Genomic DNA, 20,736 nt, shown 5'->3' with positions numbered 1-20,736 from the left:
TTATTTTTAGCCCACTAAAATATTCGAATGTATAAATTTCTTTTTGCTATTCTTTTCTCGGTTTTGGCTACTACGGCTTTCGCCCAGATATCCAATGGGCCGAGGCCTACACTTACAAAATCGATACCGGCTGATAGTTTAAGTTATCTTAATCCTAAAGATTATATTATTGGTGGTATTTCGGTTAGTGGCGCAAAATATCTTGATAAAGACATCCTTATCCAGTTATCTAAATTAACCAAAGGCGATAGGATCAACCTTCCGGGCGAGCGCAATGCCGAGGTAATTAAAACCTTGTATCAACAAGGTTTATTTGATGATGTTCAGTTAAACATCACCAAAATTAATATGGATACCATTTACCTGGAGATTGCTGTTTTGGAACGTCCGCGTTTATCACGTATGCACTTAACCGGTATTCGTAAAGGTGAAATTGAAGATGTTCAGAAAAAACTGAACGATCGTGTGGGCAAGATCGTAAATGAAAATCTTATCAGTACTACTACTGCCATTATTAAAAAGCATTTCAACGAAAAAGGCTTCTTAAACACTACAGTTACCATTACCCAGCGTAAAGATCAGGGTGATGTTAACAGCGTTATATTGGATGTTGCTATCGATAAAAAAACCAAGGTTAAAATTAACGACGTTATTTTTGAAGGTAATAAAGCATTTAGCACCGGTACGCTGCGTGGCTTTTTAAGTAAAACCCGTAAACGTAAATGGTATAACTTATTTGGCTCAAAGAAATTTAAACAGGATAAATACGAAGAAGATAAGCAAAACCTTGTTGAAAAAATGCAGGGAAGGGGCTATCGCGATGCCGAGATCCTGAGTGATTCGGTATGGAAACATGACGATGAAACAGTAAACGTAAAACTGAAAGTGTACGAAGGCCCTAAATATTACTTCGGTAATGTTAAGTTTTCGGGTAACGCTAAATATAATACAGACCTGTTAAACAGGATCCTCCATGTTAAAAAAGGTGACGTATTTAGCGAAGATGAATTGAACAAACGCTTAAGCGGCCCGACACCTGGTAATGATGATGTTTCATCTTTGTACCTTAATGATGGTTACTTAACCTTTAATGCCGATCCGGTACAAACAAGGGTATATAACGATACTGTAGATATTGATGTTAGGATTTACGAAGGCCCTCAGTATACCATTAACCGCGTTATGCTAAAAGGTAACGATGTTACCAACGATAAAGTGGTAATGCGTGAGATCCAGACTAAACCAGGTCAGAAATTCAATAAAGACCTCTTGATCCGCAGTGCGCGTGAAATTGGTCAGCTGGGTAACTTTGATGAGCAAAAAACTGAGCCGAAGCCAACCAACATCAATCCGCAGGATGGTACTGTTGACTTGGTTTACAACGTAGTTGAAAAACCTTCAGACCAGATTGAGCTTTCGGGTGGTTTTGGTGGCGGTCAGCTGGTTGGTACCTTAGGCTTAACCTTTAACAACTTTTCAATCCGCAATATATTCCACCTTAAAGCTTATAAGCCACTGCCAAAAGGTGATGGTCAGAAACTGAGCTTAAGGGGACAATCAAGCGGCCGTACTTACCAAAACTTCTCGTTCACGTTTTCTGAGCCATGGTTAGGTGGTAAAAAACCAATCTACTTTGCGTTATCAGCTTATACACAGGGAAGCTCAACCGGTCAGTACTATCCAAAATCAAGCCCTTACTACAACAACCTGCGTATTAATGGTGTGGGTGTTACATTGGGTAAACGTTTGAAATGGCCTGATAACTATTTCCAGTTAAACTACTCACTTAACTTTGACCATTACAGCCTTGATAACTATACCGGTTACCTGTTTACCAATGGTACATCGTACAACATTAAATTAACTCAGGAGTTGAGCCGTAACTCGATAGATGCGCCGATTTTCCCAACCCAGGGTTCAAATATTAAGTTTACTGTACAAGCTACTCCACCATACTCATTATTTAACAACACCAACTATAAAATAGCTACTCCTGAGGAGCGTTACCACTTTGTTGAATATTATAAATTTAAATATGATGCGCAGTGGTTCTCGAAACTGGTAGGTAAATTCGTATTGATGTCGCAGGTGAGGTTTGGTTTCCTTGGTCAGTATAACCACGAAGTTGGCCCGTCACCATTTGAACGCTTTAAATTAGGTGGCGATGGTATGCAGAGTTATCAGTTTTTACAGGGTAGTGAGATCATCGGTTTACGTGGTTACCAAAACTTCTCAATAGTACCTGAAGGCTCAAACGAAACTCAGAATACAAACACCGGTAGTGCTATCTATAACAAGTACACGCTTGAGCTTCGTCACCCGGTTATTGCGAGCCAGTCGGCAACTATATTCCTGTTGGCTTTTGCCGAAGGTGGTAACGCCTGGAACCAGTTTAGCCAGTTTAATCCGTTTAACGTAAGGCGTTCGGTTGGTGTGGGCGCAAGGATATTTTTGCCTATATTTGGCTTGCTTGGGTTAGATTATGGCTATGGCTTTGACAAAATACCGGGACAACCGGATGCAAATAAAGGCCAGTTCCATTTTACAATTTCTCAGAGTTTATCCGGCGGATTTAATTAATTTGCGTACCGAATATATGAAGAAGATAATTTTAGTAGCCTTTTTAACGTTAACTGCTTTTGCAGGCGCTTACGCGCAACGTTTTGCTTATGTTGATTCGGAGTATATATTAAAGCACATGCCTGAATACGCCTCATCGCAAAAGCAACTGGCTGCATTATCTGATCAGTGGCAAAAAGAGGTTGATGGCCGTTTTCAGGAAATTGACCGCCTGTACAAAGCCTACCAGGCCGATCAGGTGTTGATGACCCCTGATATGAAGAAACATCGTGAGGCCGAAATAGTGGAAAAAGAAAAGGCGGCGAAAGATTTTCAACGTCAAAAGTTTGGTCCGGATGGGGAGCTTTCACAAAGAAGCACCGCCTTGATTAAACCAATTCAGGATAGAGTGTCTAAAGCTGTACAAGCAATTGCTGAGGGCGATAACCTGGATATGATCTTTGATAAAAACAGCGAGGTGATCATGCTGTATGCTAACCCGCGGTATGATAAAAGCGCGGATGTTATAACCAGATTAGGACTGAAGCCCGGGGTATTTGCTAAATAATTTGAATTAAAATAAATCGAACTATTATTTAAACACAGAAAAAGGAAAATGAAAAAACTATTTAAAGTTGCCTTAGTTGCAGTAGGTTTGTTATTTGCGGGCAGCTTTGCAAACGCTCAGACTAAGATCGGTCACATCAACTTCAATCAGCTGATTGATTTGATGCCCGAAACCAAAACTGTAACAGCTTCGATCCAGGCTTATCAAAAAACATTTGTTGATCAGCTTACTACAATGAACAACGAGTACCAGGCAAAAGGCCAGGATTATCAGTCAAAAAGGGCATCAATGACTGATGCTGTACGTACTGCTAAAGAAAACGAGCTTACCGACATTCAAAAACGTATGAATGATTACCAAAATAACGCCCAGCAACAAGTTGATGCTAAAAGGCAGGAATTAGGTAAACCACTTATTGATAAAGCTACTCAGGCTGTACAGGCTGTAGCCAAAGAAAAAGGCTATGCTTACGTATTAGATTCATCACAGATCACTTTATTGGTATCTCCTGATGCTGATGACCTGATGGCTTCTGTGAAATTAAAATTAGGCTTGAAATAAAAATCAAAAAAGATATAAAAAAAGCGCCCTGATTAAACGGGACGCTTTTTTTATGTTTACCAATCAAATTACATATTGTTATTTTAACCAGGCAATGATAGCCGCCAATGTTCCTGTTCATTGCAAAGCTGTTTCCGGGTTAGTTCATGAGTGATTTGCTGATACATGTTACAAAAAACAAACAGATAATTATTATCCATTATTAAACACAGGACACAAAACAAAAATGAAAAAACTATTTAAAGTCGCCTTAGTTGCAGCAGGTATGTTGTTCGTGGGTAGTTTCGCTAAAGCGCAAACAAAAATAGGTTATGTTAACTTCAGTCAGGTTATTGATCAGATGCCTGAAACTAAAACTGTTTCTACAACATTACAGGCCTATCAAAAAACATTCATTGATCAGTTAACCACTATGAACAATGAATTACAAACAAAAGGTGCCGACCTGGATAAAAACGCAACTACAATGACAGATGCAGTACGTCAGGCAAAAACATCTGAATTGCAGGATATCCAAAAACGCATGAACGAATATCAAAATAACGCTCAGCAACAGGTTGATGCTAAAAAACAAGAATTAGGCAAGCCAATTATTGATAAAGTTAGCCAGGCTGTACAAGCGGTAGCTAAAGAAAAAGGTTATGCTTATGTATTGGATTCATCACAGGTTAGCATGATCGTATCTCCTGCAGGTGACGATTTGATGCCTGCTGTGAAATTGAAATTAGGTTTAAAATAAGATCACCTTTAAGTAAATTATACAAGAGCGCCCCGTAATTACGGGGCGCTTTTTTTATGTTTGTATATGTCAAATCAACCCATTGGTATTTTTGATTCGGGCTTCGGCGGCTTAACCGTATTCCGCTCTATTATTGAGCAGCTGCCCGGCTATGATTATATTTATATGGGCGATAATGCCCGTGCACCCTACGGCAACCGCTCATTCAGCACCATACATCAGTATACCTGGGAGTGTGTGCAGTGGATGTTTGACCAGGGATGCCCATTAGTGATCCTGGCTTGTAATACAGCATCAGCCAAAGCATTGCGCACCATACAGCAGCAAGATCTTAAGCACATTGATGATCAGTCGAAGAGGGTACTGGGGGTGATCCGTCCAACGGCAGAGATCATTGGCGACTATACCAAAACCAAAGAAATTGGCGTGCTTGGTACAAAAGGCACGGTGCAGTCGGGCTCATACCTGCTGGAGATCCAGAACTTTTTTCCCGATGTAAAAGTCTATCAGCAAGCCTGTCCGCTTTGGGTGCCGCTGATTGAAAACGGTGAATACGATAAACCCGGCGCGGATTTCTTTGTGCAGTTGTATCTGGATCAGATCATGGCTCAATCGCCAAATATCGATACCATTTTGCTGGCTTGTACACATTATCCTATCATCCAGGATAAGATCAAAGCACATTTGCCCGAAGGCATTAATGTAGTTGGGCAGGGTGATATCGTGGCGAGAAGCCTGGTTGAATATTTAAACCGCCATCCCGAAATTGAGCAAAAGCTTAGCAGAAACGGCGAGAATAAGTTTTACACTACAACCGATGATACTGCCGATTTTGATCATCATGCCTCGCTGTTCTTTTCAGCCCCTGTAAAATCTACATTTATATCGGCTAATGATTTGGTTGTTTGTAAGTGAATTGAAAGGGGGGGCACCCGTCATTGCGAGGTACGAAGCAATCGCGAACATTACAGGGTAACTTGCCCAGCCGCTCTGGTGATTGCTTCGTGCCTCGCAATGACGGTATAGATAACTTATCCTATCAACTTAATATATAATTTAATCATTCTAAATAACTCAACATTTAGTAAGTTTGCACCCTTAAGCAAATATTCCTGTTGAACTATTATTTTACATATTTTATCGCGGCAATTGGGTTGTTCAGTTTTTCGGCCTTTTTCGCTTTATTCGGGGTATATGCCGAGCGTAAAATATCAGCATTTATACAAGACAGGCTTGGTCCAACCGAGACCGGGAAATACGGTTCACTGCAAACGCTGGCCGATATTCTGAAAATGCTTCAGAAAGAGCTGATCATCCCGGCGGCGGCCGATAAATGGTTGTTTATGCTGGCTCCGGCGGTGATATTTATAGCCGTGTATCTTGGCTTCGCCGCGCTGCCCTGGGCACCCGGACTTATCCCTTCAAAAACTAATATTGGTCTGTATTACATCTTCGCCATTATCTCTATCGAAACATTAGGGATCCTGATGGCGGGCTGGGGCTCGAACAACAAATATTCTATACTGGGTGCTATGCGCTCGGCGGCGCAGATCATTTCATATGAGATCCCGGCGGGCTTTGCCATTATATCGGTAGTGATGATAGCACAAACGCTGGATTTGCAAGTGATCTCGGCTCAGCAGGGTATCCTGGCGACCGAAAAAATCAAATTCGCCGGCTTTTGGGATGTATCTCAAATAGGGGGCTTTTTTAGCTGGAATGTTTTCCGTGCACCACATTTATTGATCGCGTTTGTGATCTATTTTATAGCTTCACTGGCTGAAAGTAACCGGGCACCTTTTGATATTCCCGAGGCGGAGTCGGAGTTAGTAGCCGGTTTCCATACTGAGTTTACAGGAATCCGCTTTGCGTTGGTGTTTTTGGCCGAATATTCGATGATGTTCCTGGTATCTATGATAGCAGTGATTTTGTTTTTAGGTGCCTGGAATACACCATTGCCTAACATAGGAGGCGTTAAACTGGCAACATGGACAACCAATGTAGCATGGGGTATATTTTGGGTGGTGATAAAAACATTAGCCCTTGTAGGCGTACAAATGTGGATCAGGTGGACACTGCCCCGTTTACGGGTTGACCAACTGATGAACCTTTGTTGGAAGATACTAACCCCGCTGGCTTTTGCCTGTATGCTGATATCGGGCGTTTGGCGGTTGTGGTTGATGTGATTGGGGAGAGAGATTAGAGGTTGGAGTTTAGGAAAGAATAGTAATACAATATAAAATAGCATAGGAAATTCAGGGTAATCCTAAAATCCTAAAAATCATGGTTCAGAAAGTAATTAACGCGTTTACAACGGCATGGAAAGGTTTAAGCCTTACCATACGCCACCTCTTTGCCGGTAATGGCAAAAGGGAGATTGTGACTGTGAGCGACAGTAATTACTTTAAACAACTGGAGCATGGTACCAATACCATCCAATACCCTAAACAGCAGTTGCCGGTGCCCGAAGTGGGCCGCTATCAGCTGGATGTGGAAATGGACGATTGTATCGTATGTGATCTTTGCGCTAAGGTTTGTCCGGTGAATTGTATCGATATTGAGTCGATCAAAGCTACGGAAGCTATCGGCCAAACATCCGATGGTACAACCAAGCGTTTGTATGCTGCCAAGTTTGATATTGATATGGCGAAGTGTATGTATTGCGGCTTGTGCACTATTGTGTGCCCAACCGAATGCATTGTCATGACCAACCAGTATGATAAAACCGTTTTTCAGCTGAGCGACTTGGTTTACCAATTTTCGGATATGACTCCTGAAGATGCTACCGAAAAGCGCGCCTTATTTGATAAGCAGCAGGCCGAAAAACAAGCCGCTAAATTAGCCGCCATGAAACAAAAGGAGGGCGGGGCATGAGCTTAGTGCGCGTGTTGTTTTATGTGATGAGTTTTATCGCGGTAAGTTCGGCCCTTTATGCTGCATTGAGTAAAAATCTGGTCAGGAGTATTTTTATATTTTTTGTGACGTTGTTTGCACTGGCCGGTTTGTACGTATTGGCCCTTGCCGATTTTGTGGCGGTAACGCAGGTGGTGATTTACGTGGGCGGCATCCTGGTGCTGATACTTTTCGCTTTCATGCTCTCTGGGCGAGAAACCTTGAATGTGATCCAACAGCAGAAAGGGAAATTCATTAACATGGCTAAAGTACCGGCAGTTATATTGGCTGTGTTGTTTTTAGCGGTCATCGTAAATATTATCCTTAAAGCAGATGCTGATAACCTGCCATGGGTAAAGCAGTCCATCGCACAAAAAAATGAGATCGTACCAACTACTTTGATGACCGAAAATATCGGCATTAATTTAATGACCACCTACCTGCTGCCTTTTGAGGCTATCTCTGTTTTGTTGCTAATGGCTTTGGTGGGTGCGGCGCATTTATCACGTAAGGAGGGCAGGGCATGATCACATTAACCGACTTTTTATTGGTGGGCGCCTTGCTGTTTTGCACAGGGATTTACATGATCGTGTCCAAGCGTAATTCGATACAGGTATTGATTGGTATTGAATTAATGCTGAACGCGGCCATTTTAAACATGGTAGCTTTTGGTAAATATGATAAGCTGAATAATGGCGGGCAGGTATTTGCCCTGTTTGCTATTGTGCTGGCCGCCGCTACTACCGCTGTGGCACTGGCCATTATTCTGAATGTTTACCGGAGGTATAAAACTATTGATCCGGATGAGATTAAAAATTTGAGGGATTAATTTGAAATGAATATGAAAACGATCCTGTTCATTATATCTGTTTTATTGCCCCTTGGGAGATTATCCGCCTACGCGGATATGGGTGAGGTTGCTTCGGTCACTACAGTCGGTACAAAATATAAAGCCGAGCTGCTTTATATTTTGGATGAAAAGAAAATTAAGGCTGCTGCTTTTCGTACAATAGATCCTAAAAGCATCTTACAGGTCAACGTGATAAAACCAGAGGCCGGAATAAAAAAATATGGCCCTCAGGCAAAAAACGGCGTCATCATAGTTGTTACAAAAAAATTTGCTGTTAAAGCTTATCAGCAAAGATTAAGTGCGTTGTTAGATGAATACAAAAAGTATCTTAAAGAGCATCATAATGATGATAGGCTTTCATTTGTAATAAATGGGGTGGCGTACCGGTCTTCTTCCTTTGAACGTACTGGAAAACTTTATAACATATTTTCAGATGATGCGGCATATCTCAACTTCGAGTTAAGCTTTACCACAGGGCTCGACGACATATTAACTTCAGTAATTATCGATAGTAAAACCAATTGAAGAACGTAATACCATATATTGATTCTCCCATTTTTGGCTATGCTATTTTAGCTGTGGCTTTGCCGTTGGTGGCCTCGCTGATCAACTTTTGCCTGCCGGTAAAAAGTAAATTGGCAGGCTGGGTATCAACGCTGGCTATTTTGGTTGGTTGTGTTTTATCGGCTATTGTATTTGCAAGGGTATGGAACCAGCAGCCGTTGCATACCCAAAAGCTGTGGTTTACCATTGGTACTACTAAAGTTTTCGCGGGCATCCTGCTTAATAACCTTTCAGCGATGATGTTACTGCTGGTATCGCTGATCGCTTTGCCTGTGCATATCTACTCCACGGCGTATATGAAGTATGACGACAGGTATAGCCGCTACTTCACCTATCTCAGCTTTTTCTGTTTCAGTATGCTGGGTTTGGTTGTGGTGGACAGCCTGGTGTTGTTCTACGCTTTCTGGGAGTTGGTGGGCTTTTCGTCATACCTGCTTATCGGTTTTTGGTTTACCAGGGATAAGGCGGTGCAGGCCAATAAAAAAGCCTTTATCATGAACCGTATTGGCGATATCGGTTTGCTGAGCGCTATTATTATCATTTTTGCCCAGTTTCATACCTTTGATATAGCAGAGCTTTTTATTACCAAGAACCTGGTATTTAAATCGGTTATACATGATGGTTTATGGATCTCAGCTACAGGTCAGATGCCAGCTATCTGGCAATATATTGCTTGTTTGGGGGTGTTTATGGCTGTCGCCGCTAAATCGGCTCAATTTCCGCTGCATACCTGGCTGCCGGATGCAATGGAGGGGCCAACTTCGGTTTCGGCTTTGATCCACGCAGCTACCATGGTGGCCGCCGGGGTGTTTTTGCTGGGCAGGGTTTATCCGCTGTTTACTGATAGCGAGTTAACCGTTCTTGCTGTTATCGGCTGTTTTACCGCTTTTATGGCGGCTACTATCGCGCTTACGCAAAACGACCTGAAACGTGTGCTCGCTTATTCAACCATATCGCAACTGGGCTATATGATCCTGGCAATGGGGGTGGGGGCTTACGGTTCGTCATTGTTTCATTTGGCTACACATGCCTTTTTTAAGTGTTTGCTGTTTTTGGTGGCGGGCGTTGTGATCCACGAGATGCAGCACATCAAAGAAGAGAACGATCTGAATATCGATCCGCAAAATATCCTGCATATGGGTGGCTTGCGTAAAAAGTTGCCGCTTACTTTTATTGTCGCGGTTATTGGCTCGCTGGCGCTTATCGGCATTCCGCTTACATCGGGCTACCTGTCAAAAGATGGCATCCTGATCCAGGCTTTTGAGTGGAGCGAAGGCCGGAGCGCATGGCTTAAACTGATCCCGGCAGGTGCCTTGTTTACCAGCTGGCTTACCGCTTTTTACGTGTCAAGACTGATAGTAAAAGTCTTTTTCGGCGAGTTTCGCTTGCTGAAAAGTAACCCCGAAATAAAATTTCACATCAGCGATGGCGGCTGGCAATATAAACTGCCGTTGATCCTGTTGGCGGTTTGCAGTTTGTTCCCATTGTTTTCGCTTAACCCATTCTTTTACGAAAAAGCATGGCTATTTGAGAGTTTAAAACCTGCCGACTTTTTGGCCCGCGAAAATATTTATCATACCATAATCCCGATAGGGGTGAATATATTGAGCGTATTTGTGATGTACGCGGCGTACGCCATCTACGTAAAACAAAATACTTTCTCGTTCCCGCAAACGGGTTTCCTGTACCGCTTATCTTATAACCAATGGTATTTGGACAAGATCTATAAAAAAGCGATTGTAAAGCCTATACTTGGCTTAGGTAAAACCTGCTTCTGGTTTGACAGGAATATCATTGACGGGTTGATCCATTTAATTGAGCGTACAAGCCGATTGGTAGCAAGCCTTACCGCTTGGAGCGATAAATATATTGTTGACGGATTTTTACATTCAATGGCTGCATTGGTGCAAAGTATTGGCAATTTTGCACGTAAGTTTCAAAACGGTAAGGTGCAGTATTACCTTTATAGCATGCTGCTCATTGTGCTGGTACTCTTTATTTTAAAAATACTGATCTGAATTTAATGAACCTATTAACCCTCCTCATATTTATACCTGTACTGTTTGCGTTGGTGATCGTATTGCTGCCGTCGTCGGTTCGGGGGAGTTTTAAATATATTACCCTGCTGGCTACACTTTTGCAGCTGGGTATCAGCATCTGGATCTACCTTGATTTTAAAACGGGTGCGGCTACGGCAGGCATTAATCATGAAGATCAGTTTCAGTTTGTACAGAAACTGCCCTGGATAGCCCTTAACCTGGGCAACATGGGCAAGCTACAGATAGATTATTTTGTTGGGATAGATGGCATTTCGGTAACGCTGCTGGTGATGTCGGCATTGGTGATGGTGGTGGCTACATTGGCTTCATGGGAGATTAAGAGTAACCTAAAAGGTTTTTTCCTGTTGTTCCTGCTGCTGGATATGGCCGTTATGGGCGTATTTTGTGCGTTGGATTTCTTCCTGTTTTACTTGTTTTATGAGCTGATGTTATTACCGCTTTATTTCCTGATAGGGATGTGGGGCGGTGTGCGCCGGGAATACGCGGCCATCAAGTTTTTCCTGTACACACTGTTTGGTTCGGTGTTTATGTTGCTGGTAATGGTTGGCTTATACCTTTCAGTGAGCGACCCGGCAACCGGCAGTCATACTTTTAATATCATCCAAATGATGAACCCGGCTAATTATTCTGCGGGTTCGGTGTTTTCGGCGGCGGCGCATCAAACCATATTGGGGATGCCTGCCCGTACGGTTGGCTTTGTGGTGCTCTTCATCGCTTTTGCCATTAAAGTGCCTGTTGTGCCATTACATACCTGGCTACCCGATGCCCACGTAGAGGCACCGACGCCGGTATCAATTATCCTGGCCGGTGTACTGCTTAAAATAGGTGGCTACGGTATCATCAGGATCTGCTTAGGGATTTTCCCGGAGATAGCTACTTCAGGTGCTTTTTGGATCGGTCTTTTAGGCGTTATTTCCATATTATACGGGGCCTGCAATGCGCTGGCCCAGCGTGATCTGAAACGGATGATCGCTTATTCGTCGGTATCGCATATGGGTTTTGTACTGTTAGGTATAGCCTCACAAACTGCTGAAGGTGTAAGTGGCGCCGTGATGCAAATGGTAAGCCATGGCTTTTTATCAACTATGCTGTTCTTTTTGGTGGGCGTGGTTTATAACCGCGTGCACGACAGGGATATCTACCATTTCCGTGGATTGGGTACGCATATGCCGAAGTATACAGCTTTTGTCATGATCGCCTTTTTTGCGTCGTTAGGTTTGCCGGGTTTCTCGGCTTTTGTGGCCGAAGCATTTACGCTTACAGGTACATTTAAATCGGCAACAGTAAACGGCTTGCTGCCATACTGGATGGCTATTTGTGGTTCGATTGGGATCCTGCTTAGTGCAGCCTATTTCCTGTGGACGCTGCAACGCATGTTCTTTGGCAAAGTATCCTTAAAAGGCGGTGAAGTTTGGAAAATTGCCCTTACCGACCTGAACCTTCGCGAAAAACTAACACTTGCCCCGCTGGCCCTTGCAGCGCTGGCTTTGGGTATAATGCCGGGGCTGGTTTTTGATAAGATCAATGATTCGGTACTGGCGCTGATACAGTATTTACAGGCAAAATAAAATAAATCGTGTTTCAACATAAATTCATTTATGGAAAAGTGCATACCACTGCATCTTTTATTTACGCTGCCCCCGGCAACCCGGGCATAAGCGAAATAACAGATGGTATGTATTTAACCGAAGGAATTATGTTTAAGAAATTATCTATCGCTGCTGCATTATTTTTTATCGCCACAGCAACCAAAGCCGAGGAGGGACAAAAGGTAGCCTCAAAAGTTCAAAAAGTAACCGTGTTTTTAAGCGGGGCGCAGGTAAGCCGTACCGCGCTGGTGAATATCAGCCCCGGTACATCAACACTAATATTTGAAAATCTGTCGCCGGGTATTGATGTGCAAAGTATCCAGGTAAATGCCGGCGGCGATTTCACCATCCTTTCGGTTAACCATGAACTTGATTTTTCAGACAATGAGATTAGGCAAAAACAGGTGCAGGTAATTTCCGACAAGCAAAAACTGTTAAGGGATAAAGTGAGTTTAATAAACAACATGTATTCTGTTTACCAGGAAGAGGCTAATACTATGGCCAAAAACCCGGTAAGTAATGGTACAAATGTTGCTTTAGATCCGGTTAAATTAAAGCAGGCGCTTGATTTTCAAACAGCGCGTTTAAATGAGATCAAAAAGAACCAGCAGGTTGCGCGCGATCAGGTAGATCTGCTAAATAGTCAGATAGACGATTATAATAGGCGGATAGAGGAAATTAACAATGCAAGTGTTAAAACTACCAGTAATATATTGGTAACCGTATCATCAAAAGCCGTTTTACAGGCAAATTTTATCTTAAGTTATGTAGTGCGCAATGCAAACTGGTTCCCAACCTATGATATTCGCGCTAAAAATGTGAACAGCCCTATCACCATTGTTTACAAAGCTAATGTATCACAACAAACCGGTGAAGACTGGAAAAATGCCAAACTTACCCTATCGACAGGAAACCCTACAGTGAATGGTGCAAAACCCGAACTTACACCGAGTTACCTCAACTTTGGGATGTATTATTCCGGATCAACCGCGTCCATAACCAAGGTAACGGGCAGGATAGTAAACAGCGATGATAAACAAGGTTTGCCGGGTGTGGCTATTAGGGTAAAAGGAACCTCAATAGGTGCGGTGAGCGATGTAGGAGGCAATTACAGTATCCAGTTACCGGCTGGTAATCCGGTGCTCACTTATAGTTTTATCGGCTTTGAAACACAGGAAAGATTAGCCAATACGGCGGTGATCAACGTATCTTTAAAATTATCTTCAAAACAGTTAAATGAAGTTGTAGTAGTTGGGTACAGTTCTGCCCGTGATGATAATTCTTCCGGCTACAGCACCGGCAGTGTAAGCAGTGTACGTAAAGAACCAGCTTACACTACACCTATCCAGGTAAAAAAAGAAGAGAATCAAACCAATATCGAATTTAACATCGCCAACCCTTATACCGTGCCAAGTGACGGCAAGCAATATGCGGTTGAGATAAGCCAGTATAATATCGATGCTACCTACCAGTATTATGTAGCGCCTAAATTAAGTACCGATGTGTTCCTCACCGCGCAGCTTACCAACTGGAACAAATACAGTTTCCTGTCTGGCGAAGCTAACCTGTTTTTTGAAGGTACTTACATCGGCAAGTCGCTTATCAATACCGATGCTACCACAGATACGCTGAACCTTTCATTAGGTACGGATAAAAATATTATTGTTACCCGTACGTTGGAAAAAGGCCTTGCTTTGCGCCAGTCGTTAGGTTCAAACCAAAAAGAAACCCGCAACTGGCTAATCGATGTTAAAAACAGGAAAACTCAGTCGGTTAACCTGCTGGTTGAAGACCAGGTGCCGGTTTCGCAGAATAAGGATATCGAAGTGGAAACCCAGGAAACATCAGGCGCGAAACCTGATGCAACAACAGGCAAGGTTTCATGGAATTTCATGTTAAATTCGCTCGATGAAAAGAAGGTGAAATTAAAATACCAGGTTAAGTACCCCAAAAATCAATCAGTAATAGTACAATAAAATATAAATGCACGATCTGCTCCCCCATATATCAGCTCAGTTAACCAATGTTTTTGGCAGCATTCCCTATTTCATGTCCGAAATTTATTTAACCGTGCTGTTTTTAGTGGTGCTGATAACCGACCTGATATTTGGGCGCAGATCTGTAAAGCTTTGTAAAATAGTAGCCTGTGCAGGCTTGTTGCTGGTGTTGTTTAAAGACCTGCAGCAGGTAGCCCTGATCCTTGACGGGGATCATGTTATTTTCGGGAGTATGTTATTGCTGCGTAGGTCAGCGGTGTTCTTCAAGATCATTATCGATCTGCTGTCATTCATCCTGTTATTGAATTTTACATGGGATGATAAACTGAAAGCGCATCCTAAAGGATTAGCAGACCTGTATACCATTTCCATCGCATCTATTTTAGGTCTGCATTTAATGGCTATGGCTATTAACCTGCTGTCGGTTTATCTTGCTATTGAGATGGTATCCGTAGCATCATACCTGATGGTGGCTTACCGTTCTGACACCGCTTTGAGTACCGAGGCGGGTTTAAAGTATGTGCTGTTCGGCGCGGCATCATCAGCTATTATGCTGTATGGTATTTCATTACTGTATGGCTTCAGCGGCTCACTTGATCTGCTGAATATCGTAGCGCAATTGCCAAATGTAAATCCGGTAAGTGTTTCATTTGCTTTGGTATTGGTGATGATTGGGATAGGCTTTAAACTATCATTTATGCCCATGCATTTTTGGGTGCCCGATGTTTACCAGGGAGCGCCCACACCTGTTACTGCTTACCTTTCAACTGTACCCAAAATAGCTGCTTTTGCATTACTGGTAAACGTGATGCCTTTGTTCCTGTTTTCGGCAGATTGGAAAGGGATTGATTTTGGCATTGTTTTATCGGCCATTGGTATCATTACGATGATAGCCGGAAATTTTGCCGCCGTTTTGCAAAATAATGTAAAAAGGATGCTGGCTTATTCGAGCATGGGTCATACCGGGTTTGCTTTAATGGCAGTGGTTACTTTCAATTTGCAAGGGCTATCATCACTTACGTATTATCTTGCTGTTTATGCGCTTGCCAATATCGGGGCGCTGGCATTGGCCTCTTATTACAGTAATATTGTTGACGCCGAAGAGATGGAAGGCTACAAAGGTTTGGGTTTAAAATACCCTGTAGCTTCGGTTTGTTTTGTGATTATCCTTATTTCGTTAACCGGGATCCCGGTTACTGCCGGCTTTACAGGTAAGTTATTTGTGTTTTCGGCAGTTTATAGCGCTTATGAGCAAACGCATAGTATCTGGCTGCTGGCATTGATGATAACCGGTGCCATAACCACGGTCGTATCACTATTCTATTACCTCAAAATCCCGCTGTATTTATTTCTTAAAAGAACAGAAAATGCAGAAGTTGCCAGCGAAAGATCTTATAATTTGCTTGTTTTAGCTGTCATTATAAGTTTTCTGCTTGTTTTATTAGGGATTTTTCCAAATTCTATCCTGAAATATCTGTAGTTGATGTTTTTTTCAACAAAAGTCAATTAGTTTCTTTTGTTTTTAGAAAAAATACTACCTTTCATGCCGATTTAAAACATATTTTTTCTGAATACATGAAGAGGTACTTCCCTTTTTTCCTGATCTTAATTATACTTTCGCTTACTTTTATTTTTCCGTCGGTTGATTTTAAAAATTCCGGCCACCCCAATTTTAATACGGGTGATATAGCTTGGATGCTGATGTCGACGGCGCTGGTTTTGATCATGACTCCCGGTCTTGCGTTTTTTTACGGAGGGATGGTTAACAAAAAGAACGTGATATCAACCATGCTGCAAAGCATTGTTTGTATGGTGATCATTACGGTAATGTGGGGCATTTTTGGTTTCAGCCTGGCCTTTGGCGATAGCTTTTACGGCATTATCGGYAATCCATCAACCTATTTTATGATGAAGGGTATGCTGGGTAATGCTACCTGGAAAGCCGCGCCAACTATCCCATTGCTGCTTTTTGCCATGTACCAGTTAAAGTTTGCTATTATTACCCCGGCGCTTATCACCGGTGCATTTGCCGAGCGCATCCGTTTTAACTCATACATTATTTTCCTTGTACTGTTCTCGATTTTCATATTCTCACCGCTGGCGCATTGCACCTGGCACCCGGATGGCATATTAGCCAAATTTGGTGTGTTAGACTTTGCAGGTGGTACGGTAGTGCACATGTCGGCTGGATGGGCTGCATTGGCATCAGCCTTATACTTAAAACGCCGTAATGAGGCTAACCATGCGCCGGCCCGTATCACTTATGTAATGATAGGTACAGGTCTGTTATGGTTCGGCTGGTTTGGTTTTAATGCCGGTTCGGCTTTTGGGGCTAATGCTTTGGCGGTTACCGCTTTGGCAACCAGTACCACTGCTTCGGCAGCCGCGGGTGTTACCTGGATCTTTTTTGATATGCTGCTTGGCCGCAAACCATCGGCAATGGGTACCTGTATTGGTGCTGTTGTGGGGTTAGTTGCTATTACGCCTGCTGCAGGCTTTGTATCGGTGCCGCATTCGCTGGCTATCGGTATCATATCGGCTGTGGTGAGTAACCTGGTTGTTGAATGGCGTACCCGTACTTCCATTGATGATACACTTGATGTGTTCCCTTGCCACGGTGTTGGCGGCATGGTAGGGATGTTGTTAACCGGTGTATTTGCCAGTCAGCATGTAAACCCTAATAATACAACCGGTAACGGCTTGTTTTTTGGTGAAACCCATTTATTTCTTGTTCAACTGGTAGCGCTCGTTTGCGTATCGGTATTCGCGTTTTTCGGCTCATTACTATTGTTAAAGATCACCGACATGATCTCGCCACTAAGGGTTTCTGCCGAAGAAGAAGAGCAAGGCCTTGACATCAGCCAGCACGGCGAAAAATTATAATCATATTTTCCAACCAATCCAATAAACCTGATGAAACTCCCGGCCGTAAGGCCGGGAGTTTCGTTTTAAAGCAAAATACTTCATTGTCTTAGCTCAAGTTTTGAGGGTTTGATAATGAACATTGGATAACTTGGGCTGCGGACGTTAAAAAACTTCCTCAAAAGCGTGGGAGTGTGCGATTCCCCTCTTGAGAGGGGTGGAGGGGTGTGTTATTCTACATGCGGCTTATCGCCTATATAACACACCCCTGCTACCACACGTTCCTACGCGCCCCCTCTCAAGAGGGGATTTAAAATTCAATTAATTGCTTAGGCTAACGGCTATGGCGGAAGACGCTTGTACCTGCGCAAAGTCAAATTAAAAAAGAAAACCCCTCTTTGCAAAGCAAAGAGGGGTAACACGCGCAGCGACGTTGGGTGGCTTGCTTTAATCAGCAAACTCGGCAACCAAATTGTTTACCGGGTCATCCACCCGTTTGATATGAATGTTATTAACCGGTTTTACTACCAGCGGGATCTTTTCAACGCGTGTTTCGCTGGTATCCAGGCCAAAAGCTTTAGCTTCAGACTGGGCCAATTTTTTGATGGCAAAATAACTGTTCAGGATAAAACCTTCGGATACGCTGAACAGGTTATTGTACGACAAGAATTTTTCCATGATCACAAACCTGAAATCGGCAGCCATCTTATATTGTTTCAGAGATGGATAGTTGCTGGTGATATCTATCTCGCCACGTTCAACCATATCTTCCACTACCTTACGGAACAGCACATTTACACGTGGCTGGATCCTGAAACCAAGACGGAACTCTACACGGATCACTTTGCCCGGTTCAATCTGGTCGACAGTGTACTCCATGGTGTAAGGCTCGTCGGTGCGTTCAATATGTACAAACCAATAGGTGTCAGCACGTTTGGGGCGACGGCTCATAATAGAGTAAATGATCTTTTCCTCTATCTGTTTGCTGTTATTGGCTTTGGTTAAATAAATAAGATGGGTTGCATATTTATTTACAGCGGTATCGTTACTCAGCGCATTAAGTAAGGGCAGTTTTTCTTTAATGTCGATGAAATTAAGGAAGCGGTTATTGATTTTACGTGCCCTGAACCAGGTGTACATGGTAAAGATCAGGCCGACTTCAAATCCTACAAAGAACAAACGTTTTAATATTTTAACCGCGTTGGCTACAAAGAAAGAGAACTCGACAGTTACAAATAGGCACAGGATAATAGTAACCAGCCATACCGGCCAGTGCTTTACATAGCGCATAAAGTAATACATTAAAATAGTGGTGCTGAGCATGGCAATGGTGATACTAAAACCATATGCAGCCGTCATGGCGCTTGAGGTACGGAAGTATAACGATACCAGGATACAGCCGATACACAACATCCAGTTAATACTTGGGATATAGATTTGCCCGCGGATGTTTGAGGGGTATTTAATAGTGATCCGGGGCCAGAAATTCATACTTACTGCCTCGCTGATGAGTGTAAATGAACCGCTGATCAAAGCCTGACTGGCAATAATGGTTGCCAGTGTTGCCAAAGCCACAGCAGGTAAAAGGAAGGTATGCGGTACGATCTCAAAGAAAGGGTTAACGCCGGTAAAATCCTTGCCTGGTGCTTGTGATAGTACCCATGCACCCTGACCGAGGTAGTTCAATATCAGGGTTGTTTTTACAAAAATCCAGCTTACCTGGATGTTGCGGCGACCGCAATGGCCCAGATCGGAGTAAAGGGCTTCCGCTCCGGTAGTACATAAAAATACCGCGCCTAATAGCCAGAAACCTTTAGGGTGGTCCATTAGTAAGCGGGCCCCATAGTAAGGGTTAAGGGCTTTAAAGATAGATGGAAAGTGCGCTATCTGCATGGTGCCTAACACGCCAAGCATAATAAACCACAGCAGCATAACCGGACCGAAAGCGGAGCCAACCACCTTGGTGCCGAACTGCTGGAAAAAGAACAGCAATAAAATGATGGTGATCACAATGATCAGGATCAGGTTATTACCGGGTACTATCACAGTTGAAAATGCCGGTACAAGGTTCAAGCCCTCTATAGCTGATGTTACGGAGATAGGAGGTGTGATGATACCATCGGCAAGTAAAGTGCCTGCACCTATAATGGCGGGGATAGCCAGCCATTTACCATAACGCCTTACCAGCGCATATAATGAAAAAATACCGCCTTCGCCTTTGTTATCGGCCTGTAGGGTAATAACAATATATTTGAAAGTGGTTTGGAGTGTGAGCGTCCAGAAGATACAGGAAATAGAGCCCAATACCAGCGCGGTATTTACTTTGCCACCTTCAACCAACAAAGTTTGGAAAACGTAAAGGGGAGAAGTACCGATATCGCCAAAAATAATACCGAGGGTAACGATCATACCCGCAAAAGTGAGTTGCTTAACGTGCGAATTCATGAATTGTATAAATTGTTAGGGGAAAAAGAGGGGATGATACCAAAGCAACGGAGGAGTTTATGGTCCGTTTTGAAAATTTTGCTGCCGCAGTGGTAAACAATGCCATCGTAAATTACATTTTGTACTATGCATGCACATAGCCAATAAGCATGCCAGTAGAATTTATTTTTATTTAGATATTTGTTTTACAGTCGTTTATCAAAATGAGAAAGATTTTCTCAATATGAGGAAAAGCTATCAAAATGATAGGTTTTATCATATTGAGAGCAAAGCAGGCTGCGCGTTTTTATGGTACTATTACTGATATTTGAGCATGGATCTATTCAATAATGATCAGCTAAACCTGTTTGGTGCGCCAAAAAACTTATTGCCTTTTGACGGCGAGGTTTTACTTTACCCGCATTTTTTTAAGGACGACGTGTTTACCCGGCTGGTTGATGAAACACCATGGAAACAGGATAAAATGAAGATCTATGGTAAGGAGATCAACTTTCCGAGGCTTACAGCATGGTATGGGGAGAGCGACGAGGTGTATGTATATTCAGGTGTTGTGAACGTACCTGTTAAGTTTAGTCCGCTGCTTGATGATATTAGACAGGCGGCAGAGCAGCAATGCGGTCACCGGTTCAATACTGCCCTGCTTAATTATTACCGGGATGGCAGTGATAGTATGGGCTGGCATAGCGATGATGAAACTGAGCTTGGCGGAAATCCGGTCATAGCTTCGGTGTCATTTGGTGCATCGCGGATTTTTCAGTTTAAACATAAGCAGCAAAAGAATGCCAAAGTTTCCATTAACCTCAATAATGGCGACCTGCTGATCATGCAGGGGCAAACGCAGCATCACTGGCTTCACCAGGTACCCAAAACAAGCAGGATGCAGGGAGCGAGGATTAATATTACGTTTAGGTATATCGGGTAGCTTGTTTGAATATTTTGCTGTTCAAAGAAACTTAGCAAAGTGCTATCGTGGTTAGTTTCGACTAAAGCCGCCTTTCGCCTTTATGTTATCTATCGGTTTTAACGGACGGTTAAACGCGGATCATATAG

Annotated in this window: 17 protein-coding genes; 16 read left to right on the top strand and 1 reads right to left on the bottom strand. The window is 42.9% G+C overall.

What is annotated here, in order from left to right; genetic code table 11:
• The first annotated feature begins 27 nt into the window (after positions 1-27).
• The 15 genes from bamA (at position 28) to AC1DUD_RS10845 (ending at position 17,262) form a co-directional block, all read left to right on the top strand.
• The gene (gene bamA, locus AC1DUD_RS10915) at positions 28-2,580 is read left to right on the top strand and encodes an outer membrane protein assembly factor BamA (RefSeq protein WP_477374508.1); all 2,553 of its coding nucleotides are present in this window, start codon (positions 28-30) and stop codon (positions 2,578-2,580) included.
• 16 nt (positions 2,581-2,596) lie between these two features.
• Positions 2,597-3,127, top strand: coding sequence for an OmpH/Skp family outer membrane protein (locus AC1DUD_RS10910; RefSeq protein ID WP_477374506.1), 531 nt, complete (start codon positions 2,597-2,599; stop codon positions 3,125-3,127).
• Between the two features lie 48 nt (positions 3,128-3,175).
• Positions 3,176-3,688 carry an OmpH/Skp family outer membrane protein gene (locus tag AC1DUD_RS10905; RefSeq protein ID WP_330858101.1) on the top strand — a complete coding sequence of 171 codons (513 nt, stop codon included), beginning with the start codon at positions 3,176-3,178 and terminating at the stop codon, positions 3,686-3,688.
• Positions 3,689-3,914: 226 nt separating this feature from the next.
• Positions 3,915-4,427 carry an OmpH/Skp family outer membrane protein gene (locus tag AC1DUD_RS10900; RefSeq protein ID WP_477374503.1) on the top strand — a complete coding sequence of 171 codons (513 nt, stop codon included), beginning with the start codon at positions 3,915-3,917 and terminating at the stop codon, positions 4,425-4,427.
• A gap of 66 nt (positions 4,428-4,493) precedes the next feature.
• The gene (gene murI, locus AC1DUD_RS10895; protein WP_477374501.1) at positions 4,494-5,342 is read left to right on the top strand and encodes a glutamate racemase; all 849 of its coding nucleotides are present in this window, start codon (positions 4,494-4,496) and stop codon (positions 5,340-5,342) included.
• Between the two features lie 200 nt (positions 5,343-5,542).
• Positions 5,543-6,613, top strand: a complete 1,071-nt coding sequence (gene nuoH, locus AC1DUD_RS10890; protein ID WP_477374499.1) for an NADH-quinone oxidoreductase subunit NuoH — start codon at positions 5,543-5,545, stop codon at positions 6,611-6,613.
• A 97-nt stretch (positions 6,614-6,710) separates the two neighbouring features.
• The gene (locus AC1DUD_RS10885; RefSeq protein ID WP_477374497.1) at positions 6,711-7,301 is read left to right on the top strand and encodes a NuoI/complex I 23 kDa subunit family protein; all 591 of its coding nucleotides are present in this window, start codon (positions 6,711-6,713) and stop codon (positions 7,299-7,301) included.
• Positions 7,298-7,846: an NADH-quinone oxidoreductase subunit J gene (locus AC1DUD_RS10880; protein WP_121231451.1), complete on the top strand. Its 549-nt coding sequence runs from the start codon at positions 7,298-7,300 to the stop codon at positions 7,844-7,846. Before AC1DUD_RS10885 ends, AC1DUD_RS10880 begins: the two co-directional genes overlap by 4 nt.
• A complete protein-coding gene (gene nuoK, locus AC1DUD_RS10875) occupies positions 7,843-8,148 on the top strand; it encodes an NADH-quinone oxidoreductase subunit NuoK (RefSeq protein ID WP_477374495.1) in 306 nt (101 codons plus the stop codon). The genes AC1DUD_RS10880 and nuoK overlap by 4 nt, the downstream gene beginning before the upstream one ends.
• A gap of 12 nt (positions 8,149-8,160) precedes the next feature.
• Positions 8,161-8,694, top strand: a complete 534-nt coding sequence (locus tag AC1DUD_RS10870; RefSeq protein ID WP_477374493.1) for a hypothetical protein — start codon at positions 8,161-8,163, stop codon at positions 8,692-8,694.
• A complete protein-coding gene (gene nuoL / locus AC1DUD_RS10865; protein ID WP_477374491.1) occupies positions 8,691-10,751 on the top strand; it encodes an NADH-quinone oxidoreductase subunit L in 2,061 nt (686 codons plus the stop codon). The genes AC1DUD_RS10870 and nuoL overlap by 4 nt, the downstream gene beginning before the upstream one ends.
• Positions 10,752-10,756: 5 nt before the next feature.
• Positions 10,757-12,361: a complex I subunit 4 family protein gene (locus AC1DUD_RS10860; protein ID WP_477374489.1), complete on the top strand. Its 1,605-nt coding sequence runs from the start codon at positions 10,757-10,759 to the stop codon at positions 12,359-12,361.
• Between the two features lie 8 nt (positions 12,362-12,369).
• Positions 12,370-14,358 carry a mucoidy inhibitor MuiA family protein gene (locus AC1DUD_RS10855; RefSeq protein ID WP_477374487.1) on the top strand — a complete coding sequence of 663 codons (1,989 nt, stop codon included), beginning with the start codon at positions 12,370-12,372 and terminating at the stop codon, positions 14,356-14,358.
• Positions 14,359-14,365: 7 nt separating this feature from the next.
• Complete coding sequence (locus AC1DUD_RS10850; RefSeq protein WP_477374485.1) at positions 14,366-15,859, top strand: NADH-quinone oxidoreductase subunit N; 1,494 nt, start codon at positions 14,366-14,368, stop codon at positions 15,857-15,859.
• Positions 15,860-15,954: 95 nt separating this feature from the next.
• Positions 15,955-17,262, top strand: coding sequence for an ammonium transporter (locus AC1DUD_RS10845; protein WP_477374483.1), 1,308 nt, complete (start codon positions 15,955-15,957; stop codon positions 17,260-17,262).
• Positions 17,263-17,688: 426 nt separating this feature from the next.
• On the opposite strand, the gene AC1DUD_RS10840 is transcribed toward AC1DUD_RS10845, so the two are convergent.
• On the bottom strand, positions 17,689-19,686 hold the full coding sequence (locus AC1DUD_RS10840) for a KUP/HAK/KT family potassium transporter (RefSeq protein ID WP_477374481.1): 1,998 nt from the start codon (positions 19,684-19,686) through the stop codon (positions 17,689-17,691).
• A 313-nt stretch (positions 19,687-19,999) separates the two neighbouring features.
• Between AC1DUD_RS10840 and AC1DUD_RS10835 the strand changes: the two genes are divergently transcribed.
• Positions 20,000-20,608 carry an alpha-ketoglutarate-dependent dioxygenase AlkB family protein gene (locus AC1DUD_RS10835; RefSeq protein WP_477374479.1) on the top strand — a complete coding sequence of 203 codons (609 nt, stop codon included), beginning with the start codon at positions 20,000-20,002 and terminating at the stop codon, positions 20,606-20,608.
• The last annotated feature ends 128 nt before the right edge of the window (positions 20,609-20,736 follow it).

The sequence above is a fragment of the Mucilaginibacter sp. P4_A11 genome (assembly GCF_056402535.1).
The sequence above is the reverse complement of the archived record's forward strand: the minus strand, read 5'-3'. Positions and strand labels throughout refer to the sequence as shown.